Consider the following 21,602-nt stretch of genomic DNA (forward strand, 5'->3'; position numbering starts at 1 on the left):
GTCCGCCGCCCGCTGATCCCGTTGAGCGCCGAAGCGGTGACCCGCCGAGCCGGTCCCTACCCTGAACGCATGAGTTTCGTGTCCCCCGGCACCGCGGCCGAGTACGACGTCCGTGCGCGGCAGGGGCTCGAGGCCACCTTCGACACGCCCGCGACGGGCGTCGGTCGAGCCCCGGGTCGGGTCAACCTGATCGGCGAACACACCGACTACAACCGCGGGCTCGTGCTCCCGGTGGCTCTCCCCCATGCCACCTACGCCGCAGCGGCTCGACGCGAGGGCACCCGGTTCCGGATCGCCAGTGCTCAGCAGAGCGAGGTCTGGACGGGCGCGCTCGGCGACGCCGCTCCCGGCCGGGTGACCGGTTGGGCGGCGTACGCCGCGGGCGTGGTGTGGGCGCTCTCGGAGGCGGGCTTCCAGACACCGCCGATGGACGTGTACATCGACACCTCGGTGCCGCTGGGCGCCGGCCTGTCCAGTTCCGCCGCGATCGAGTGCGCGGTGGCGATGGCGGTGCTCGGCGTCACCGACGTCGACCTCGACGACGACGTCCGCCGGCTCGTGGTCGAGGCGACCATCCGCGCCGAGACCGAGGTCGCGGGGGCGCCCACCGGTGGGATGGACCAGACCGTGTCCGTCTTCGCCGCCGAGGGCCAGGCCGTCCTCATCGACTTCGACGACGACTCCCACACCGCGATCCCGTTGCCCGCGGACGATCACGTGCTGCTGGTCACCGACTCGCGGGTCACGCACACGCTGGTCGACGGCGGGTACGCCGCCCGCCGGGCCGACTGCGAGGAGGCCGCCGCCGCGCTGGGCCTGCCGAGCCTCCGGGCGGCGACCGTCGCCGACGTCGAGCAACTGCCCGATGCCAGGATCCGGGCCCGGGCACGGCACATCGTCACCGAACTGGACCGGGTCACCGCGACGGTGGCGGCGCTGGAGCACCAGGACTGGGCGCGGCTCGGCGAACTGTTCGCCGCCTCGCACGCCTCCATGCGCGACGACTTCGAGATCTCGACCCCGGAACTGGACCTGTCGGTGGCGACCGCGGTGGAGGCCGGCGCGGTGGGGGCACGCATGACCGGCGGCGGCTTCGGTGGTTCGTCGGTCGCGATCGTGCCCACCGACCGGGTCGACGGGGTGGCGCGGGCGATCGACGTCGCCTACGCGGCCGCGGGCCACCCCTCCCCGGCCCACCTGCTGGCGACGCCGTCGGGGGGCGCAAACTACCTCGGCTGAGGGCCGGCGCCGATTCGGCTCACAGGTGCGCGCTCACCCAATCGGCGAGGTCGCGCGCGCTGCGGTCGACCGCGGTGTTCCAGTCCAGCGCGGTCTCGTCGGCGCTGTCCGAGACGTGCTTGACCAGCCGGGCCGGCACCCCGGCCTGCTCGCACGCCCAGGCGACGGCGTACCCCTCCATGTCGACCAGGTGCGCCACCTCGGCCAGTCGGATCCGCTCGGTGGTCTCGTGCACGAACTGGTCACCGGTGGCCAGCAGCCAGGGCGTGTCCGCCACGGTGAGCCACTCCCGGGTGTCATGCCCCAGGCCTCGGATCACCTCGGCCGAGATGTCGTGGCTGAGCACCCGGCCGGCCTCGTACACTCCGGAGAGCCCCTCCCGGAGGGCCCCGCATGAGCCGATGTTGATCACCTGGTCGACCTCGGGTGACTGCGCCAGGGCCCGGGCGACGGCGGCCGCGGCAGGCACCTTCCCGATGCCGGTGACGAGCAGCGGGATGTCGGGTGGCAGGTGGGCGGCCTCGACGCGGGTGGCGGAGACGACGAGTGTGGTCACGGGCCGGAGGCTACTTCAGCCCAGCGCGGCTCGGCCCCGGCACCCGGCGACGGAGGATGAGCTCTCTGCCGGCCCCGTAACGCCTCGGCGCTTGGGCCCGAACCCACCGCGCCAGCAACTGCCTTCGCTAGCCGCCCGCATACCTCCAGGAGAGCACCGGGCGCCGCCACCGCTGGTTTCGCGTCCCTGCTGCGCTGCTCGTTTACCTTCTCCTTCCCCCAGGGCCTCCTCCGTTCCGCATCGCGCCGGGTCACCGCCTAGGGTGTCGCTGTGTCCGACGCTCCTGCCCTGAGCCCCCACGGTCCCCTGCCCGAGGACGGCACCGTCCGGCCGATCACCCGCTGGGGGGAGCCGGTGATGCATCGGGAGCAGCAGCGGGTCGAGGTCTTCGACGAGTCTCTACGGGCACTCGCCGCCGACATGGTCGCGACCATGTACGCCGCGGACGGGGTCGGCCTGGCCGCCTGCCAGATCGGCGAGGACGTTGCGATGTTCGTCTTCGACTGCCCCGACGAACGTGGTCAGCGGGTCGTGGGCGTGGTGTGCAACCCCGAACTCACCCTCCCGGAAGGCACCGATCGCCGTCTCGACGAGGACGAGGAGGGGTGCCTCTCCTTCCCCGGCGCGTTCGTCACCTGTGCCCGCCCCGACCGGGCCTCGGTCCGTGGCCAGGGGCTGGACGGCGCCCCCGTCGAGTTCAGCGGCGACGGCCTGCTGGCGCGTTGTCTCCAGCACGAGACCGACCACACCCGGGGCACCGTCTTCGGCGATCGTCTCTCCCAGAAGGCACGCAAGAAGCTGAGCAAGCAGCACGACAAGCTCGCAGCCGACTACCCCCTCGACTGGCCGTCCTGACCGACCTGCTTCCTCCCCTCGGACCCCGTCGAATCGGCCCCCGTGGACGGTCGAGTGGGTCCCCGTGGACGGTCGAGTGGGTCCCCGTGGACGGTCGAGTGGGTCCCCGCAGACGGTCGAGTAGGTCCCCGCAGACGGTCGAGTCGGGCCTCGTCGGTCCCACATCGCCGCTCTCAACAATGCCTATTCACAGGCGGTTGAACTGCGGAAGCGAGGCACCTCGGAATGCTCCAACCTGCCGAGGTATGACATCGTCCAGCACCCTGTTCACCAAGGAACTTCCCGACTTCCCGTTCACGGCCGTCCAGGCACGAGAGTTCGGGCACGACCACTACCGACTTCGACGCCGGCTGCGCGCCGGCCAGGTGCGTCGTCTCCTCAGAGGGGTCTACGCACGGTCCGACATCCCCGATGGGATCGAACTCCGGGCAAGAGCCGCAGCCTTGGTGGTGACTCCCCACCATGTGGTCGTCGACCGCACGGCGGCCTGGCTGCTCGGCATCGATACCTTCGCGCCCGATGAACTCCAGCATCTTCCTCCGATCGAGACCTGTGCGCGTCGCGGTAACGCCCCCACCCGACGGCGAGACCTGCGCGGAGGCTCTCGGGATCTCCTGCCTCGGGACATGATGGTCATCGGCGGGGTCACGGTCACGACCCCGCTGCGCACGTCCCTCGACCTCGCCTGCCACCTCCGTCGCGGGGAGGCTTACGCGGCCCTCAACGACTTCGCTCGTGCGTACGCTGTCACACCAGCCGCACTGGCGGTGGAGATCGGACGCTTCCGCCGACGGCGAGGAGTGATCCAGGCACGAGAGCTCATCTCGTACGTCGACCCGCGGCTCGAATCGCCTCGTGAATCCTGGACGCTCCTCGCGATCATCGACGCGGGCCTCCCTCTGCCCGAACCTCAGTTCTGGGTCGAGATCGACGGCGTGCTGGCCTACCGAGTGGACTTCGCGTATCCGTCCCGGCGTGTCTGCGTGGAGTACGACGGCCGCGAGGCACACGAGTCGACCGAGGCCCAGCGTCTGCATGACCGAGAGCGGCGGGAGAACCTGCGACGCGAGGGATGGCTCGTCATCGTCGTACGGCGCGGGGACTTCTCGGGCGACCGACTCGACGCATGGCTCCGCAAACTGCGCGAAGCGCTCCAGAACCCGTCCTACTCTTCACGGCGATGGTGAGCGACCATCGCTACCGATCGCTCGGCCTCCGCACGCACCGCTCGCCCTACCGCAGCGACGAACGACACCGCCTTCGGGACAGACGACTCAATGTGTCCGCTAGACCCGACTCGACCGTCCGCAAGACCCGACTCGACCGTCCGGGAGGGCCGACTCAACCGTCCGCAAGACCCCACTCAACCGTCCGCAAGACCCAACTCAACGATCCGCAAGGCGCAACTCAACGGCGGGGAGGGTCAGCGGCGGGAGGTGACGTAGCAGGCGACGGCGGTGGCCGCGGCGACATTGAGCGAGTCGATGCCGGCACTCATCGGGATGATGGCCCGCCGATCGGCCGAGGTCTCCCAGCGCGGACTGAGCCCGTGGCCCTCCGAGCCCAGGACCAGGGCGACCCGCTCCACGCCGGCCACCGCGGTCTCGATCTCGGTGGCGTCATCGGCGAGGGTGAGGGCGACCGTGGTGAACCCGGCTGCCGAGAGCATCGGGAGAGCGTCGTACCAGTCCGGGAGGCGGGTCCACGGCAGGGAGAAGACCGCACCCATGGCGACCTTGATGGAGCGTCGGTAGAGCGGGTCGGCACACCGCGGAGCGAGGAGTACGCCGTCGAACCCCAGCGCCGCACCGCTGCGCAGGATCGCGCCCACGTTGGTGTGGTCGACCAGATCCTCCAGCACGAGCACCGATCGGGCACCGGCGAGCACGTCCTCGACCGTCGGAAGCGGCCGGCGCGAGAGGGAGGCCAGAGCGCCGCGGTGGACGTGGAAGCCGGTGACTCGTTCGGCCAACTGCTCCGACATCACGTAGCAGGGCGCCTCGGAACCGTCGAGCAGGTCGGCCAGACCGTCCAGCCACTTCGGCGCCATCAGGAAGGAGCGTGCCTCGAACCCGGCCTCCACCGCCCGACGGACGACCTTCTCCCCCTCGGCGAGGAAGAGCCCGTGCTCCGACTCCAGGTGCTTGCGCAGTTCGACGTCACGCAGGTCTCGGTAGTCGGCCAGACGGGGGTCGTCCGGGTCGGTGATCTCGATGAACTCGGCCACGTCAGTCCGAGAACGCGTCCGGGTGGGCGACGCGGACCACCTCGCCGACGACGATGATCGCCGGGGGCCGGACCGCGTGTGCGGTGAGCTGCTCGGCCAGGGTGCCGAGGGTGGCCAGCACGGTGCGCTGGGTCGGCATGGTGCCGTCGCAGATGACAGCGACAGGGGTGGTCGCCGCTCGTCCTCCGGCCACCAGCGCCTCGGCGATGGCGGGCGCGTTCTGGACGGCCATCATGAGGACCACCGTGCCGTGCAGTCGTGCGACGGCCGACCAGTCGGTCAGCGACTCCGGGTGCCCCGGCGGCAGATGGCCCGAGATCACCGTGAAATCGTGCGCGACGCCGCGGTGGGTGACGGGGATACCCGCGACGCCGGGCACCGTCACCGGGGAGGTCAGCCCCGGGATGACGGTCACCGGCACACCGGCCTCGCGACAGGCGATGACCTCCTCGTAGCCACGACCGAAGACGAAGTTGTCCCCGCCCTTGAAGCGCACCACGCACTGCCCGGCCTTGGCCCGCTCGACGATGATCCGGTTGATCTCCTCCTGCTGGGCGGAGCGTCCCCGCGGCAGCTTGGCCACGTCGATCAGTTCCACGTCGGCAGGCAGTTCGTCCAGGATCTCGCGGGGCGCCAGCCGGTCGGCCACCACCACATCGGCCTCCATGACCGCCTTGCGCCCGGCCACCGACATCAGGTCCGGCTCCCCGGGCCCGCCGCCGACGAGAACGACGCCCGGCGTACGCTCCCGGTCCTCCCTGCTGAGGATCACGCCCTCGCGCAGCGCCTCCAGGATCGAGTCCCGGACCGCAGCCGAGCGGCGCGGCTCGCGGTTGCCGAGCACGGCGACGGTGATGCCGGCGTGCCGCCCCACGGCGGGGGTCCACGCCGAGGCGTCGCGGGCGTCATCGGCGCGAACGCAGAAGACCCGACGCGCCTCCGCGGCCAGATGCACCGCCTCGTTGACCTCGGGGGTGGCCGTGGTCGCGATGACGTACCAGGCACCATCGAGGTCGGTGGGGTCGAACTCCTTCTCGTGCCAGTTGATCTCGCCCGCCCCGACCAGGCCCTCCAGTGCGGGGGTGATCTCGGGTGAGACGACGTGGACCTCGGCGCCGACGGCGATCAGGCCGGGCACGCGCCGCTGGGCGACGTGTCCGCCCCCGATGACGACGGTGCGGCGGCCGGCGAGACGGAGGCCGGCGGGGTACGGCGGGAAGTCGCTCACCCCCACATTGTGTCGTGCCGGGTTCGCGGACCGGCACTCAGGTCATCGCCTGGACAACCGGGGATCGGGACCGGATGTGAGTGGGTCCACTGGCCAGATAGGTTCGGGGCGAACGACCGATCATCAATTAGGAGTGAGATGTCCCTCGAGCGTCCGGTCCACCCCGACCCGTACGAACTGCTGCCGCAGGTTCCCTCCCTGCGCGTGACCAGCACCGAACTCACCGACGGCCAGCCCCTCGGCGAGGCCCAGGTCTACGCCGGTGCCAATACCTCGCCCCAGATCTCCTGGGAGCCGGGCCCCGAGGGCACCAAGAGCTACACGGTGACCTGCTTCGACCCGGACGCACCGATCGTGTGCGGGTTCTGGCACTGGCTGGCCGTCGACATCCCGGCCCACATCACCTCGCTGGACGCCGGCGCCGGCGTGCTCGGCGACGCCGGGCTGCCCGAGGGCGCCTTCCATGTCCGCAACGACTTCGGCACCCGCGACTTCGGTGGTGCCGCGCCGCCGAAGAACGACATGGTGCACCGCTACTACTTCGCGGTCCACGCGGTCACCGAGGAGAAGCTCGGGGTCGACGCCGACACCACGCCGGCGTTCGTCAACTTCAACCTGACCTTCAAGACGGCCGCCCGAGGGCTGCTCATCGCCACCGTCGACGCCTGATCCACCGACGGCCCTGGACCGGTTGGTCCGGGGCCGTGGTCGGTTCACACCCGGTCGAAAGCGGTGGGCCGCCCGCCGTGCTCCTCGATGAGCGATGTGCGGGCCCGGCGACGGAAACGCAGGATCTGGGTCAGGCCGATGGCCCACAGGATGTACTGGAAGGACATCGCCCAGGTGAAGGCGGAGGCGGCGTAGTCCGTACCCGCCGGGCTGCGCCAGTCCAGGATCCAGCCGATCGCCAGCACGGTGAGGAGCGCGGCGATGAAGCCGCCCTGGTTGACCAGCCCCGAGGCACTGCCCTGCCGCTCCGGCGGGTTGGAGGTGCGCGCCACGTCGAAGCCGATCATCGAGGCCGGGCCGCCGACCCCGAGCGCCACCATCAGCACGACCAGCGTCCACACCGGGGCCTCCCCCGGCCAGCACAGCACCAGCGTCCAAGCCGCCACGACGCCCAGGCAGGCGCCCAGGGCGATGGTGGAACGCTGCCACGGGTAGCGACCGATGCTCCAGCCGATCGCCGGGCCCGAGCACATCGCCACGACCACGAACAGGGTGAGCAGCGTTCCGGCCGCCTCCTCCGAGAGGCCCTCCGAGCGCACCATGAACGGCAGCCCCCACAGCAGCGAGATCGCATGCGTGCTGAAGCAGGTGGTGAAGTGGATCCAGAAGCCCAGCCGGGTGCCGGGGTGACCCCACGACGCGCCCAGGCTGCGGCGTACGGACCGCAGGTTCATCGGTGCTCCCCGCAGGTGCTTGCCCTCCGGTGAGTCGTGCAACAGCAGGGCCAGGAGCAGGGCGACCAACGGTCCCAGCAGGGCCGCGGTGAGGTACGTCGAGGTCCAGCCCCAGTGCCGCAGCGCCAGGGTCACGGGTACGGCGGCCACGATCGCCCCACCCTGCCCGATGGTCCCGGTCAGCGTCGTGACCAGCGGGACCTGCCGGCCCGGGAACCAGGCGGCGACCAGCCGGATGACACAGATGAAGGTCATCGCGTCGCCCACCCCGACGAAGAACCTCGCGATCAGGGCCTGCGGATAGCTCTCCGCGAAGGCGAACCCGGCTTGGGCCGCGCTGCACACGAGCACGCCGCCCAACAGGATGCTGCGTGAGCCGAACCGGTCGATCAGCAGACCCACCGGCACCTGCATCGCGGCGTAGACCAGCAACTGCAGCATCGTGAAGGTCGCCAGCCCCGAGGCGGAGAGCCCGAACCGGTCAGTGGCCTCCAACCCCGCCACCGAGAGCGAGGAACGGTGGAAGATGGCGAGGAAGTAGGCCGCCAGGCCCACGCCCCACACGATCCAGGCCCGTCGTTCTGCTCGCTCGGGCGTAGATGTCACTGCCCGGACTTTACTCTGGGCCCGCTGTCGGACCGGCATCCTTCCATGGGTCGGTCATCGCCCTCCCGGGGGCCGGTCACCGCGAAGGGGAGGTCAGTCGAGGCAGAACTCGTTGCCCTCCGGGTCCTGCATCACGATCCAGCCCGCACTCATCGGAGGCGCCGGCTCGAAGCGGGAGACCCGGGTGGCCCCGAGCGCGGCCAGGCGCTCGGCCTCCGCCTCCAGGGCGCTCATCCTCTCCTCTCCCTCCAGGCCCGGCGCGGCCCGGACGTCGAGATGGACACGGTTCTTCACCGTCCTGGCCTCGGGAACCCGCTGGAAGAAGATCCGCGGCCCGGCACCGTCGGGGTCGACACAGGCGGACGCGGCGTTGCGCTGCTCCGCCGGAAGGGATGCCGAGAACTCATCCCACGAGGCGAAGCCCGGTGGCGGAGGTGGGAGCACGTAGCCGAGCACCTCGTTCCAGAACTGGGAGAGGCCGCGCGGATCGGCGCAGTCGAAGGTGATCTGGACCTCGCGGATCGTCGTCATGACCTCACGCTAGGCCCCCGGCCGGACAGGTGCTGTCCGCTGCCCTCACTGCCGCTCGCTTGGTCGCCGGCGCTCGCTCCGCTCGCGCAGCTCCTCGCTCGTCGGAAACACCAGAGCTCGTTCCTCGCTCGGCGCTGCCGCTCACTTGGTCGCTTCCATCATCTGGCGGAGCTCCTTCTTCAGATCGCCGATCTCGTCCCGCAGGCGGGCGGCGACCTCGAACTGGAGCTCGGCGGCGGCACCCTTCATCTGCTCGGTGAGTTCCTGGATCAGCTGGGCGAGGTCGGTGCTGGGCAGCCCGACCAGCCCGTGCTCGCGAGCCTCCGCCGCGGCATCGCCCAGCACCGGGGTCGGCGCGACCTTGCCGCCCTTGCCCGCGGCCGGCTTGACGCCCCCGGCGCGCCCCTTCTCCCCCACATCGGCCCAGGTCTGCAGCAGCGCCTGGGTGTTCTCGTCCTCGCGGGCCAACATCTCGGTGATGTCCGCGATCTTCTTGCGCAGCGGTTGCGGGTCGACCCCGTGCTCGGTGTTGTAGGCGACCTGGAGCGCGCGGCGGCGGTTGGTCTCGTCGATGGCCGCCTCCATCGAGGGTGTGATCCGGTCGGCGTACATGTGCACCTGCCCGGAGACGTTTCGCGCGGCCCGGCCGATCGTCTGGATCAGCGACTTGTCCGAGCGCAGGAAGCCCTCCTTGTCGGCGTCCAGGATGCTCACCAGCGAGACCTCCGGCAGGTCGAGCCCCTCCCGCAGCAGGTTGATGCCGACCAGGACGTCGTACTCGCCCATCCGGAGCTCGCGGAGCAGGTCGATCCGCTTGAGCGTGTCGACCTCCGAGTGCAGATAGCGGGTGCGGATGCCGGCATCGAGGAGGTAGTCGGTGAGGTCCTCCGACATCTTCTTGGTGAGCGTGGTGACCAGCACGCGCTCGTTCTTGGTCACCCGCTCCTTGATCTCGTGGATGAGGTCGTCGATCTGACCCTTGGTCGGCTTCACCACCACCTCGGGGTCGATCAGCCCGGTGGGTCGGATGATCTGCTCCACGACGTCCGGCCGGCCGTCGGCACCGGTCACCTTGTCGAGCTCGTAGTCACCCGGAGTGGCCGAGAGGTAGATGGTCTGGCCGATCCGCTCCAGGAACTCCTCCCAGCGCAGCGGCCGGTTGTCCATCGCGCTGGGCAGTCGGAACCCGTGCTCGACGAGGTTGCGTTTGCGGGACATGTCGCCCTCGTACATGCCGCCGATCTGCGGTACGGCGACGTGGGACTCGTCCACGACCAGGACGAAATCCTCGGGGAAGTAGTCGATCAGACAGTTGGGGGCGCTGCCCCGCTCGCGGCCGTCGATGTGCATCGAGTAGTTCTCGATGCCCGAACAGGATCCGATCTGGCGCATCATCTCGATGTCGTAGGTGGTGCGCATGCGCAGGCGTTGGGCCTCCAGCATCTTGCCCTGCTTCTCGAAGGCGCTCAGCTGTTGGTCGAGCTCGGACTCGATGCCGTTGATCGCCCGCTCCATCCGCTCCGGACCGGCGACGTAGTGGCTCGCGGGGAAGATGTAGAGCTCGGAGTCCTCGGTCAGCACCTCGCCAGTCACGGCGTGCAGGGTCATCAGACGCTCGATCTCGTCGCCGAAGAACTCCACCCGCACCGCGTGCTCCTCGTAGACCGGGAAGATCTCCAGGGTGTCGCCCCGGACCCGGAAGGTGCCCCGGGTGAAGGACAGGTCGTTGCGGGTGTACTGGATCTCCACCAGTCGGCGCAGGACGGAGTCGCGGTCGTGCTCCTCGCCGACCCGCAGCCGCAGCATCCGGTCGACGTACTCCTGCGGTGTGCCGAGGCCGTAGATGCACGACACCGTGGACACCACGATCACGTCGCGCCTGGTCAGCAGGCTGTTGGTCGCCGAGTGCCGGAGCCGCTCCACCTCCTCGTTGATCGAGGAGTCCTTCTCGATGTAGGTGTCGGTCTGCGGGACGTACGCCTCGGGCTGGTAGTAGTCGTAGTAGCTGACGAAGTACTCCACGGCGTTGCGGGGGAAGAGCTGCCGCAACTCGTTGGCGAACTGGGCGGCCAGGGTCTTGTTGGGCTGGAGCACCAGCACCGGACGCTGCACCTGCTCGGCCACCCAGGCGACCGTCGCGGTCTTGCCGGTGCCGGTGGCACCGAGCAGGACGACGTCCTCGACGCCGCCCTCGATCCGCCGGCTGATCTCCGCGATCGCGGCGGGCTGGTCACCGGAGGGTGAATAGTCGGAGACGACCGTGAAGGGGGCCACGCGGCGCTCGAGATCGGTGACGGGACGCATGGGTCCGAGCCTACGGGGCCACGCCGACACGAGCGGACAGCTACGGTCCGCAAGGTGACGCCGACGCTACGGCGCGGCGGGAACGTCGGCCGCTAGATTGGCCGCGTGACCCGATTCCGCCCGCCCGTCGCCCGGCTCTGGCTCTGGCTGCGCCGGGCACTGCTCGTGTTCTTCGGGGTCCCGGCGCTGCTCGCCGTCGTGATGAGCGTGGTGGATTCATACCGCCGCCGCGGCAAGCGCTCCCGTCCGTTCCCCACCATGCAACCGACCAGCGCGCGCGTCGGCCACGGCGAGATCACGACGTACAGCTTCGGTGCCGATCTGTACGACGACATGATCGCCTCGATCGAGAGCGCCGAGCGGCTGGTCCTCTTCGAGACCTACATCTGGAAGGGCGACGAGATCGGCGAGCGGTTCAAGCAAGCCCTCACCGACGCCGCCGCCCGGGGGGTCGAGGTACACATCATCTACGACGCCTTCGCGAACCTGGTGGTCTCGCCGCGCTTCCTCCGGTTCCCCGACACCGTCAAGGTGCTCCGCTTCCCGGTCTACGGCGCCGGCTGGCGGTTCTTCGACCTCAGTCGGTACGGCCGCGACCATCGCAAGATCCTGGTCGTCGACGACAAGGTCGGGTACGTCGGCGGGTACAACATCGGCTCGGCCTACGCCACCGAGTGGCGCGACACGCATGTGCGCATCACCGGTCCCGGCGTGTGGGATCTCAAGCGGGCCTTCGCGGACTTCTGGAACCTGCACCGCCGTCGGCTGCTGGGCCCCAGCCGGCGACCGCTCCTGCTCGGCACCTCCGAGATCAGGTGGGAGACCGCGGTGCGATTCCATCGCAATGTGCCGAGGCTGTGGATGTTCCCGATCCGCGGGATGTACCTCGAAGCCATCCACCGCGCGGCACGCAACGTCTGGATGACGCACGCCTACTTCCTGCCCGACCAGGACTTCGTCGACGCGCTCGTGCTGGCGGCCCGCCGCGGGGTCGACGTCCGGATCCTGCTGCCGCTGAAGTCCAACCACATCGTGGCCGACTGGCTCTCCCGCGGCTACTTCACCCAGCTGCTGGAGGCCGGGGTCCGGATCATGCGCTACAAGGACGCGATGGTGCATGCCAAGACAGCCACCGTCGACGGGCTCTGGACCACCGTGGGCACCGCCAACATCGACCGGATGAGCCTCACCGGCAACTACGAGATCAACGTGGAGGTCATCGACGCCGGCCTCGCGACGGTGATGGAGGAGCTCTTCGAGCTCGACCAGAGCAACTCACTCGAGCTCACCGCCCACGAATGGGAGGCGCGCGACCTGCACCGCAAGTTCACCGAGCTGGTCCTCACCCCGCTGCGTCCCTTCCTGTGATCGGGATCATCGGCCGGGCAGGTGGGTGCGCGGAGCCATCCGCGGCCCACGTCGGGGGCGGTGGCCGGAAGCGGCGTACACCAGCGCAACCACGCGCGCGCGGTGCGGTCTGAAGGGTTCGAGGAACTCACGCAGTCGCTCGTCGTCCCACGGTTCGCCGGTGAGCGCCCATCCGATGTCCTTCGCCACGTGGTAGTCGCCGAAGGAGACCGCGTCGGGGTCCCCGTGGGCACGCGCGCGCACCTCGGCCGCGGTCCATTCGCCGATCCCGGGCAGGCTGGTCAGCCGGCGTTCGACCTCGTCGCCGGGAAGGCCCAGGGTGCGTTCCAGGCTCGGCGCGACCCGGGCCGCGGTCACGACGGCCCGGGAGCGGGCGGGGTCGACCGGCAGTCTCAGCCAGGCCCAACTGGGGATCGCACGCAACGATTCCGGGGACGGCGGCAGCCACAGGTCCTCACGCGGGCCCGGGGCGCGCTCGCCGAACCGGGTCACCAGTCGGCGGTAGCCCGCGAAGGCCTCCTGCCCGGTCACCTTCTGCTCCACGATCGCCGGCACCAGGGCCTCCATCACCAGGCCGGTCGCACCGATCAGGGGTACGCCGTGGCGCCGGACCGCCTCGCGCAGGAACGGATGCTCGGGCGCGAAGCCGTCGGGCTCGTCGTCCTGCCCCAACAGCCTCGGCATCGCGTCCAGCGCCCACTGGGCGCCCTCCCCCCAGGCCGTGACCCGCACCGTGTCGCCGTCCTGACTGGCGCTCCACGCGGCGACGCCGTCGGGGGTCCGGACCGCGCGCCAGTGCTCGACGCCTGCACCCGCCCCCTCGATCCGGTACGTCGGGTCGCCGCTGCCCCGCCGCAGGGGGCCCAGCATCGCGGCGAGCCGCACCGGTCGGTGCAGTTCGATGCTGCGTGTCGTGCCTCCCCGCTCCATCCCCACGAATCTAGGCCGTCCCGCCAACAGCCGCCCGTCCGGGCCTCGCCGGCCGGTGCAACGGTCGGGGACTGTCCGTGGTCGGGTGTTGACTGTTCCCATGCTGCTCGCCGACCTCGTGGAGACCCATGCCGCGGTGGCCGCCACCCGGTCGCGCAAGGCCAAGTCGGCCGCCCTGGCCGACCGGTTGTCGGCCGCCGATGCCGACGACCTCGCCATCGTGGTTGCCTATCTCGGCGGCACCCTGCTGCAACGACGTACCGGACTCGGCTGGCGCGGCCTGACCGAGCTGCCCGAGCCCGCCGAGGTGCCGACGCTCCAGGTGCGCGAGGTGCATGGGGCCTTCCAGCTGATCTCCGAACTCTCCGGCGCCGGGTCGCAGGGCCGGCGCAGGGCTGCGGTGGACCAGCTCTTCGGCCGGGCCACCGCAGCCGAGCAGGGGTTCCTGAGCGGCCTGGTCACCGGGGAACTCCGCCAGGGCGCGTTGGACTCGCTGGTCCAGGAGGGCCTGGCCCAGGCGGCCGCCGTACCACTCGTCGCGGTCCGGCGGGCGGCCATGATGGCCGGGTCCACCGTGGCGATCGCGGCAGCAGCCTTCGCCGGATCCGAGGCCCTGGCCGAGTTCCGGTTGGAGGTCGGTCGGCCCGTGCTCCCGATGCTGGCCTCGAGTGCGGCCTCCGTGACGGAGGCGCTGGCCAAGGTGGCCGACCCCGGTGGGGCTGCGGTCGACACCAAGCTCGACGGCATCCGCATCCAGGTCCATCGGGACGGCGAGGAGGTGCGGATCGCGACCCGGACCCTCGACGACATCACCGCCCGGCTCCCCGAGGTGGCCGACCTCGTCCGCGAGCTCCCCACCACCCGGTTGGTCCTCGACGGTGAGGCGATGCTGCTCGGGGAGGACGACCGACCACGCGCCTTCCAGGAGACCGCCTCACGGACGGCGACCCATGGCGAGGGCGAGGAGGTGCGGGCCTTCTTCTTCGATCTGCTCCACCTCGACGGCAGCGACCTCGTCGACCGTCCCCTGGCCGACAGACTCGCCGCGCTCGACGCCTTGGTCCCCGAGCGGCATCGCGTCGCCCGGCTCATCACCGATGACCCGGAGGCGGCCGAGACCTTCGCCCACGACGCCGTCTCGGCCGGCTACGAAGGCGTCGTGGTCAAGCACCTCGCCGCGCCGTACGCCGCCGGCCGCCGCGGGGCCGCCTGGATCAAGGTCAAGCCGGTCCACACCCTCGACCTGGTCGTCCTGGCCGTCGAATGGGGCTCGGGGCGCCGCCGGGGCTGGCTCTCCAACATCCACCTCGGTGCCCGCGACCCCGACACGGGCGACTTCGTGATGCTGGGCAAGACGTTCAAGGGGATGACCGACCAGATGCTCGCCTGGCAGACCGAGCGTTTCCTCGAGCTCGAGACCGGGCGCGACGGGCACGTCGTCCACGTGCGGCCCGAGCAGGTGGTCGAGATCGCCTTCGACGGCCTCCAGCGCTCCACCCGCTACCCCGGCGGTCTCGCGCTCAGGTTCGCGCGGGTCGTCCGCTACCGCGACGACAAGCGTGCCGAGGACGCCGACACGATCGGCGCCGTTCGGGCCCTGGAGGGGTGACCACCCCGGGCCGCGGAGCCCCGGCAGGTGCCCTCGCGTGCCCCGCGCGGGCGAGCGACCTCCCGGCACGGGCCCTTCTGGTGCGCGGGCGGGGGTCAGCCGCGAGGCGGGCGGATGATCCCTTCCTGCGCCGCGGTGGCCACGAGGGTGCCGTCGTGGGCGAAGACCCGGCCGAGGGAGAGCCCGCGTCCGCCCTGCGCGGAGGGTGACTCCTGGTCGTAGAGCCACCACTGGTCCGCGCGGAAGGGGCGGTGGAACCACAGGGTGTGGTCGAGCGAGGCCATCTGGACCCGCGAGGTGTCGAGCGAGTGAGCCGCCATCGACGCGCTGAGCAGGGTGATGTCACTGGCCCAGGTGAAGGCCGCGAGGTGGACCAGCGGATCCTCGGGCAGAGGGGCGGCGATCCGGAGCCACATCCGCTGCTGAGCCGGACGGGTCGGGTCGGGGGTGAGGCCGCGCTGGGAGTTGCCCACCGCGCGCATCTCGACCGCGCCCCACTCGCGGGCCAGGGCGGCGCCCTCCGCGCCGCCCATCGAGGCCATCAGCGCGATCATGTCGAGGCCCTTCTCGGGCGGCCGGACCGAAGGCATGGCGTCCTGGTGCTCGTAGCCCTCCTCGTGGCGCTGGAAGTTCGCGGTGAGGTAGTAGATCGCTCGGCCGTGCTGGCGAGCGACCACGCGGCGGGTCAGGAACGAGCGGCCGTCTCGGATCCGCTCGACGTCGTAGATGATCGGAGCGTCCGAGTCGCCCGGCAGCAGGAAGTACGAGTGCATGGAGTGCACGGTGAACTGCTCCTCGACCGAGCGCACTCCCGCGATGAGGGCCTGTGCGGCCACGTGTCCGCCGAAGGCCCGACCGCGGTCGTTCGGTGCGGGCGCACCGCGGAAGAGGTCGAGGTCGAGCTGCTCGAGATCGAGGGTGGCGACCAGCCGCTGCACGGCCTCGGCCGCGCCCGCGGAAGTGCTCACCGGTCCTCGCCCTCGGGGCCGCCGCGGCCCTCGGGACCTTCGGGCCCCTCGGGTCCCTCCAGCCCCGCCAAGAAGCGTTCGAACTCTCGCCCGAGCTCCTCGCCCGTCGGCAGCGGCTGGTCCTGTGCCAGCAGGCTCGACCCGGACTCCTCGGCCCGCTGGAACGCGTCGTACTGCCGTTCGAGGGCGGCCACCACGTCTCCGACCTCGTGGTTGTCACGGAGGTACTGCTCGATCTCCTGCTCGCGTTGCTGCGCCTCGGCATGCAGGTCGGCCAGGTCGATGGTGAGGCGCGCTGAGATCTCGGCCTGCTCCAGCAGCCCGGCCGCCGCGGCAGGGTAGTCGAGCTGGGCCAGGTAGTGCGGCACGTGGGCGACGTACCCCATCGCGTCGTGCTGCCACTCGCCGAGGCGGATCTCGAGCAGGCCCTGAGCGCTCGAGGGCACCCGGATCTCGCCGTTCCACGGGGACTCCCGCGTGATCAGGTCGGGGTTGTTGGCGTGCTGGGTGAGGGTCATCGGACGGGTGTGCGGCACCGCCATCGGCACCGAACTCAATCCGATCACCCGGTCCACGTCGAAGCGCTCCACCACATCGCGCACGGCGTGGGTGAAGGCCTCCCACCGGGTGTCCGGCTCGGGTCCGCTGAGGAGGAGGTACGGCGTGCCACCGAGGTCCCGCAGCACCCGCACGATCAGCCGCGGCGCGTCGTAGGACTCGTAGTGGTCGCGGACGAAGGACACCGGAGGACGACGGGCGCGGTAGTCGTGGAACTGGTCGACGTCGAAGGTCGCCACCACCGGGGCCTGGCCCGCGGCCTGGGCGAGCAGGTGGCGTACGGCGTGCTCCCCCGCCTTGCCCGCGTCGAGGAATCCATCCAGCACCACCAGCATCGACAGCGGCCCGTCGTGGTCGGCGAGCTCGGGGACCTCGTCGACGATGTGGACCAGGCGCGACTGGGGCACAGGGTTCTTCCTCTCCGGATGGTCCGCCTGGGGCTCAGGCGGCAGGGCGGGACGGCGTCTCCAGGGTCTGCGGTTCCACATGGCGCAGGCCCAGCGTCCACGACCTCCACGATATTCCCCCGTCCTGAGCCGACGCGGCCTGACCCCGTCGGGGCCGACGTGAGTGGGCGCACACGCTCTTCACATCGCATCTCTTGTTACCCCCTAGTAACGTTACTGGCGGGCAACCGCCCATCCGTCGTCCACGCTCCAGGAGATCCGGTGACCCGACAGCTGCGAGAGGTCGTCTTCGTCGACGGCGTACGCACCCCCTTCGGCAAGGCGAAGGGCCAGTACGCCGAGACGCGGGCCGACGACCTCGTCATCAAGTGCATCCGCGACCTGCTCCGTCGCAACCCCGACCTTCCGCCCGAGCGGATCGACGAGGTCGCCATCGCCGCGACCACCCAGATCGGTGACCAGGGCCTCACGCTGGGCCGTACCGCCGGGCTGCTCTCCGGCCTGCCCGCGAGTGTGCCCGGCTTCGCCATCGACCGGATGTGCGCCGGGGCGATGACCGCCGTGACCACCACTGCCGGCGGGATCGCCTTCGGCTCCTACGACGTCGTCATCGCCGGCGGGGTCGAGCACATGGGCCGGCACCCGATGGGCGAGGGCGTGGACCCCAACCCGCGCATCGTCGCCGAGCGGATCGTCGACCCCGACGCCCTGGTGATGGGGAACACCGCGGAGAACGTGCACGACCGCTACCCCGCCATCACCAAGGAGCGCTGCGACGCGCTCGCGGTGCGCTCCCAGCAACGCGCGGCTGCGGCGTACGAGGCCGGCATCATCCAGCCCGACCTGGTCCCCGTCGCGACCCGATCGGCGCAGGAGGGCTGGGGGCTGGCCACCGTCGACGAGCCGATGCGTCCCGGGACGACGGTCGAGCAGCTCGCCGGCCTCAAGACGCCGTTCCGGCCGCACGGCCGCGTCACGGCCGGCAACGCCGCCGGCATCAACGACGGTGCGACCGCCTGCCTGCTCGCCGACGAGGAGACCGCCCGCGAGCTCGGCCTCCCGGTCCGGATGCGGATGGTCGGGTTCGCCTTCGCCGGGGTCGAGCCCGAGGTGATGGCCGTCGGCCCGATCCCCGCCACGGAGAAGGCGCTGGCCAAGGCGGGACTGTCCATCGAGGACATCGATGCCTTCGAGATCAATGAGGCCTTCGCCGTCCAGGTGCTCGCCTTCCTCGACCACTTCGGCCTCGCCGAGGACGACGAACGGGTCAACCCGTACGGCGGCGCGATCGCCTTCGGCCACCCCCTCGCCTCCTCCGGCGTCCGATTGATGACCCAGCTCGCCCGACAGTTCGAGGCGCGCCCAGAGGCCCGCTACGGCCTGACCAGCATGTGCATCGGCCTGGGCATGGGCGGCACCGTGATCTGGGAGAACCCGCACTGGTCCGCGCACCAGGAGCAGGGCGAGGCCGCCATCATCGATTCCGCCGGAAAGGTGGCCTGACCATGACCGAACTCAGCACCCTGATCGAGAGGGCCACCGCGCTCGCGTCCGAGGACGAGGTCGTCACCACCGCCCGTCTGCGCAAGGTCGCCCTTCCCGCCGGCGCCGGTGTGATGGGCCTGATCACCCTCGACAACGGCCTGGACCACACCCGCCCGAACACGTTCGGCCCGCGTGGCCTGATCTCGCTCGACGCCGCCATCGACGCCGCCCTGGCCGACGACGAGATCGTCGCCCTCGGCGTGACCGGCAAGCCGTTCATCCTCGCCGCCGGCGCCGACCTGACCACGCTCGCCGCGGCCGGGCCGGACGGCGTACGGGTCATCGCGGAACTGGGCCACGCCGTCTTCCGCAGGCTGATCGACGGCGGCAAGCCGTCCTTCGGCTTCATCAACGGGCTCGCCCTCGGTGGCGGCCTCGAGGTGGCGCTGCACTGCACCTACCGGACGATCCTGGACACCGCGGCGGCGGTCGGCCTGCCCGAGGTCATGCTCGGCCTGGTGCCGGGCTGGGGCGGAAGCCACCTGCTGCCCAACCTGATCGGTCCCGAGCGGGCCACCACCGTCTTCATCGAGAACCCCCTCAACAACGGCCGCACCCTCACCGGCGCGCAGGCGTTCGGGCTCGGCATCGCCGACGCGATGTTCACCGGCGCCGACTTCCTGGAACGCTCGCTCTCCTGGGCCGGCGATGTCCTGACCGGCACGATCACGGTGGAGCGCACCGAGATCGACCGGGGCGAGGCCTGGGACGCCGCCGTACGCCGCGCCGAGGGCGTGGTCGCGGGCAGGACCGGCGGCGCCTCCCCCGCCGGCGTGCGGGCCGTGGACCTGCTCGCCGGCGCCCGCGCCGCGAGCCGCGACGAGGGCTTCGCAGCCGAGGACGACGCCCTCGAGGCGATGTCGCGTACGCCGGAACTGCTGGCCAGCCTGTACTCCTTCGACCTGGTGCAGAAGCGGGCCAAGCGGCCCGCGGGTGCACCGGACCGGGCGCTGGCACGCAAGGTCACCAAGGTCGGGATCGTCGGCGCGGGCCTGATGGCCTCCCAGATGGCCCTGCTGTTCGTGCAGCGGCTCAAGGTGCCGGTGGTGCTCACCGACCTCGACCAGTCGCGGGCGGACAAGGGTGTCGCCTACGTCCACGCCGAGCTCGACAAGCGCCTCGCTGCCGGCAAGGCATCCCCCGATGCGACCAACCGGCTCAAGGCCCTGGTCAGCGGCACCGTCGACCAGGCCAGTGCCTTCGCGGACGCCGACTTCGTGATCGAGGCGGTCTTCGAGGAACTGTCGGTCAAGCGACAGGTCTTCGCAGCTGTGGAGAAGGTGGTCTCGCCCGAGACGATCCTCGCCACCAACACCTCCTCGCTCTCCATCACCGAGATGGCGGCCGACCTCGATCACCCCGAGCGGCTGGTGGGATTCCACTTCTTCAATCCGGTGGCGGTGATGCCGCTGCTGGAGATCATCCGCGGCAAGGAGACCGACGAGGCCACCCTGGCGACCGCGTTCGCGACCGGCAAGGCGCTGAAGAAGACCGCCGTCCTGGTCAAGGACAGCCCCTCCTTCATCGTCAACCGCCTGCTCGGCCGGTTCATGGGAGAGGTGGCCAGGATCGCGGACGACGGCACGCCCATCGAGGTCGTCGACCGCGCCTTCGCCGGCGTGACGCCGATGCCGCCCTATCTGCTCATCGCCCTGGTCGGCCCGGCGATCGCGCTGCACAACGGGGAGACGCTGCACGCGGCCTTCCCGGAGCGGTTCCACGTCTCGGCCAACCTCCGAGCGGTGGTCGAGGCCGGGAAGCCGGGCTTCTACGCGCCCGGGACCTTCGAGGTGGACCCCGCCGTCGCCGAGCTCATGACCATCGGCACCACGGTGCTCGACGAGACGCAGGTCCGCCGCCGTACGCTCGAGGCGCTGGCCGACGAGACCTCCCGGATGCTCGAGGAGGGAGTCGCCTCCGCCCCCGAGGACATCGACCTCGCGATGATCACCGGTGCCGGCTTCTGCTTCTGGAACGGCGGCCTCACGATGCTGCTGGACAGGGAGGGCATCTCGACCGCTGTGCTCGGTCGAACCTTCCACTGAGCGGTCACGTCGACGGGCCCGGCACACGTCTGCCGGGCCCGTCGGGGCGCGTGCTCAGCCGCGGCCGCCGTCCGCCGCACTCCACAGCCGTGCCACCTGCTCGGCGGTGCGCTCGAGATTCTGCTCCACTCCGCTGACCGCCTCCGCCAGCGTCCCGGGGCCGGGTACGACGGAGAGGACGGCCGTCATGCCGGCCTCGACGGCCGGTCTGGACCCCTCCGCGACCGACCCGGCGAGCGCGATCACGGGCACGCCGAAGTGCTGTGCCCTGCGGAGCACACCGACGGGGGCCTTCCCACCCATGGACTGGACGTCGAGGGCACCCTCTCCGGTCAGCACGAGATCGGCGTCCCGCAGCACGGCATCAAGCCCGACCGCGTCGGCCACCAGATCGAACCCGCCGGTCAGCCGAGCTCCGAGGAAGACCAGAGCACCGAAACCGAGGCCACCGGCCGCGCCGGCGCCGGGCCGGTCGCGATGGTCCTCCCCGTGCTCGGCGAGGGTCTCCCCCAGCCGACGCAGTCCGAGGTCGAGGATCTCCACGGTCGGTCCGTCCGCGCCCTTCTGGGGCCCGAACACAGCAGCCGCTCCGCTCGGACCGCTCAGCGGGTTGTCGACGTCGCACGCCGCGAGCACCTCGCACCCCCTCAGCCGCTCGTCGAGACCGCTCAGGTCGATCGTCCGGAGTCCGGCCAGCGCGGCACCTCCGCGATCGAGTTCTGCCCCCGAGTGGTCGGTGAAACTGGCGCCGAGCGCCTGCGCCATCCCGACCCCACCGTCGGTGGTGGCGCTGCCGCCGAGGGTGAGCACGATCCTCCTCGCGCCCCGTTCCAGGGCGGCCCGGACCAACTGTCCGACGCCGTAGGTCGACGCCCGACCTGCGCTCCGCGGAGTGGGGTCCACCAGGTCCAGCCCGGCCGCCGCCGCCATCTCGATCACTGCCGTCGGCGGTCCGTCGTCGCCGAGATGCGGGAGTAGTCCGTAGTGAGCGGGCAGCGGCTCCCCCAGCGGGCCATCGACCTGCTCGGTCACCATGGTCCCGTCCAGAGCCGCGACGAGCGCAGCGGCGGTGCCCTCGCCCCCGTCCGCCAACGGCAGTTCGGTGATCCGCCACTGCGGGGCTCCCCTGCGCCAGCCGCGAGCCAGGGCTGCGGCGACGTCGGGGCTGGAGCAGCTGCCCTTGAAGGAATCGGGGGCGATGACGAGATGCCTGGTCATGCCGG

General features: G+C 70.9%; 18 protein-coding genes. 8 read left to right on the plus strand and 10 right to left on the minus strand.

The features are described 5' to 3' along the window. Positions 1-69: 69 nt before the first annotated feature. Positions 70-1,239 (plus strand): galactokinase, encoded by a 1,170-nt coding sequence (gene galK / locus G515_RS0115790; RefSeq protein ID WP_036555885.1) that lies wholly within the window; start codon positions 70-72, stop codon positions 1,237-1,239. Between the two features lie 19 nt (positions 1,240-1,258). Here the strand turns inward: galK and G515_RS0115795 are convergent, their stop codons facing one another. Further along, entirely contained in the window at positions 1,259-1,795 is a 537-nt protein-coding gene (locus G515_RS0115795) for a nucleosidase (RefSeq protein WP_028660922.1), read from the minus strand. 270 nt (positions 1,796-2,065) lie between these two features. Between G515_RS0115795 and def the strand changes: the two genes are divergently transcribed. Both def and G515_RS0115805 read left to right on the plus strand, forming a co-directional pair. Next, on the plus strand, positions 2,066-2,650 hold the full coding sequence (gene def, locus G515_RS0115800; protein WP_281168308.1) for a peptide deformylase: 585 nt from the start codon (positions 2,066-2,068) through the stop codon (positions 2,648-2,650). A 245-nt stretch (positions 2,651-2,895) separates the two neighbouring features. Beyond that, positions 2,896-3,837, plus strand: coding sequence for a type IV toxin-antitoxin system AbiEi family antitoxin domain-containing protein (locus tag G515_RS0115805; protein ID WP_028660924.1), 942 nt, complete (start codon positions 2,896-2,898; stop codon positions 3,835-3,837). 236 nt (positions 3,838-4,073) lie between these two features. Here the strand turns inward: G515_RS0115805 and G515_RS0115810 are convergent, their stop codons facing one another. Both G515_RS0115810 and cobA read right to left on the minus strand, forming a co-directional pair. After that, on the minus strand, positions 4,074-4,877 hold the full coding sequence (locus tag G515_RS0115810; RefSeq protein WP_028660925.1) for a TrmH family RNA methyltransferase: 804 nt from the start codon (positions 4,875-4,877) through the stop codon (positions 4,074-4,076). Between the two features lies 1 nt (position 4,878). Then, the gene (gene cobA / locus G515_RS0115815; RefSeq protein ID WP_028660926.1) at positions 4,879-6,105 is read right to left on the minus strand and encodes a uroporphyrinogen-III C-methyltransferase; all 1,227 of its coding nucleotides are present in this window, start codon (positions 6,103-6,105) and stop codon (positions 4,879-4,881) included. A 138-nt stretch (positions 6,106-6,243) separates the two neighbouring features. Between cobA and G515_RS0115820 the strand changes: the two genes are divergently transcribed. Beyond that, positions 6,244-6,774, plus strand: coding sequence for a YbhB/YbcL family Raf kinase inhibitor-like protein (locus G515_RS0115820; RefSeq protein ID WP_028660927.1), 531 nt, complete (start codon positions 6,244-6,246; stop codon positions 6,772-6,774). A 44-nt stretch (positions 6,775-6,818) separates the two neighbouring features. On the opposite strand, the gene G515_RS21845 is transcribed toward G515_RS0115820, so the two are convergent. The 3 genes from G515_RS21845 to uvrB all read right to left on the minus strand — a co-directional run bounded on the left by G515_RS21845 (position 6,819) and on the right by uvrB (position 10,949). After that, positions 6,819-8,114, minus strand: a complete 1,296-nt coding sequence (locus G515_RS21845) for an MFS transporter (protein ID WP_245565438.1) — start codon at positions 8,112-8,114, stop codon at positions 6,819-6,821. A 93-nt stretch (positions 8,115-8,207) separates the two neighbouring features. Then, positions 8,208-8,645, minus strand: a complete 438-nt coding sequence (locus tag G515_RS0115830) for a VOC family protein (RefSeq protein ID WP_028660928.1) — start codon at positions 8,643-8,645, stop codon at positions 8,208-8,210. A gap of 141 nt (positions 8,646-8,786) precedes the next feature. After that, positions 8,787-10,949 (minus strand): excinuclease ABC subunit UvrB, encoded by a 2,163-nt coding sequence (uvrB, locus tag G515_RS0115835; protein WP_028660929.1) that lies wholly within the window; start codon positions 10,947-10,949, stop codon positions 8,787-8,789. A 105-nt stretch (positions 10,950-11,054) separates the two neighbouring features. Between uvrB and G515_RS0115840 the strand changes: the two genes are divergently transcribed. Continuing rightward, positions 11,055-12,317 carry a phospholipase D-like domain-containing protein gene (locus G515_RS0115840; protein ID WP_028660930.1) on the plus strand — a complete coding sequence of 421 codons (1,263 nt, stop codon included), beginning with the start codon at positions 11,055-11,057 and terminating at the stop codon, positions 12,315-12,317. A gap of 6 nt (positions 12,318-12,323) precedes the next feature. Here G515_RS0115840 and G515_RS0115845 read toward each other — a convergent pair whose 3' ends face one another. Continuing rightward, positions 12,324-13,247 (minus strand): DNA-3-methyladenine glycosylase family protein, encoded by a 924-nt coding sequence (locus G515_RS0115845; RefSeq protein WP_051218475.1) that lies wholly within the window; start codon positions 13,245-13,247, stop codon positions 12,324-12,326. A 100-nt stretch (positions 13,248-13,347) separates the two neighbouring features. Between G515_RS0115845 and G515_RS0115850 the strand changes: the two genes are divergently transcribed. Further along, positions 13,348-14,856 (plus strand): ATP-dependent DNA ligase, encoded by a 1,509-nt coding sequence (locus G515_RS0115850; protein ID WP_028660932.1) that lies wholly within the window; start codon positions 13,348-13,350, stop codon positions 14,854-14,856. Between the two features lie 95 nt (positions 14,857-14,951). On the opposite strand, the gene G515_RS0115855 is transcribed toward G515_RS0115850, so the two are convergent. Both G515_RS0115855 and G515_RS0115860 read right to left on the minus strand, forming a co-directional pair. Continuing rightward, positions 14,952-15,824 carry an acyl-CoA thioesterase gene (locus tag G515_RS0115855; protein ID WP_051218476.1) on the minus strand — a complete coding sequence of 291 codons (873 nt, stop codon included), beginning with the start codon at positions 15,822-15,824 and terminating at the stop codon, positions 14,952-14,954. Next, positions 15,821-16,789 carry a PAC2 family protein gene (locus tag G515_RS0115860; RefSeq protein ID WP_051218477.1) on the minus strand — a complete coding sequence of 323 codons (969 nt, stop codon included), beginning with the start codon at positions 16,787-16,789 and terminating at the stop codon, positions 15,821-15,823. The genes G515_RS0115855 and G515_RS0115860 overlap by 4 nt, the downstream gene beginning before the upstream one ends. 261 nt (positions 16,790-17,050) lie before the next feature. On the opposite strand from G515_RS0115860, the gene G515_RS21850 reads away from it, so the two are divergent. Further along, positions 17,051-18,292, plus strand: coding sequence for a thiolase family protein (locus tag G515_RS21850; RefSeq protein ID WP_036555886.1), 1,242 nt, complete (start codon positions 17,051-17,053; stop codon positions 18,290-18,292). A gap of 2 nt (positions 18,293-18,294) precedes the next feature. Then, positions 18,295-20,379 (plus strand): 3-hydroxyacyl-CoA dehydrogenase NAD-binding domain-containing protein, encoded by a 2,085-nt coding sequence (locus G515_RS0115870; RefSeq protein WP_028660935.1) that lies wholly within the window; start codon positions 18,295-18,297, stop codon positions 20,377-20,379. Positions 20,380-20,433: 54 nt separating this feature from the next. Here G515_RS0115870 and G515_RS0115875 read toward each other — a convergent pair whose 3' ends face one another. After that, positions 20,434-21,597, minus strand: a complete 1,164-nt coding sequence (locus G515_RS0115875) for a glycerate kinase (RefSeq protein ID WP_036555887.1) — start codon at positions 21,595-21,597, stop codon at positions 20,434-20,436. Positions 21,598-21,602 lie beyond the last annotated feature (5 nt).

The organism is Nocardioides insulae DSM 17944 (assembly GCF_000422825.1).
Classification (GTDB): Bacteria; Actinomycetota; Actinomycetes; order Propionibacteriales; family Nocardioidaceae; genus Nocardioides; species Nocardioides insulae.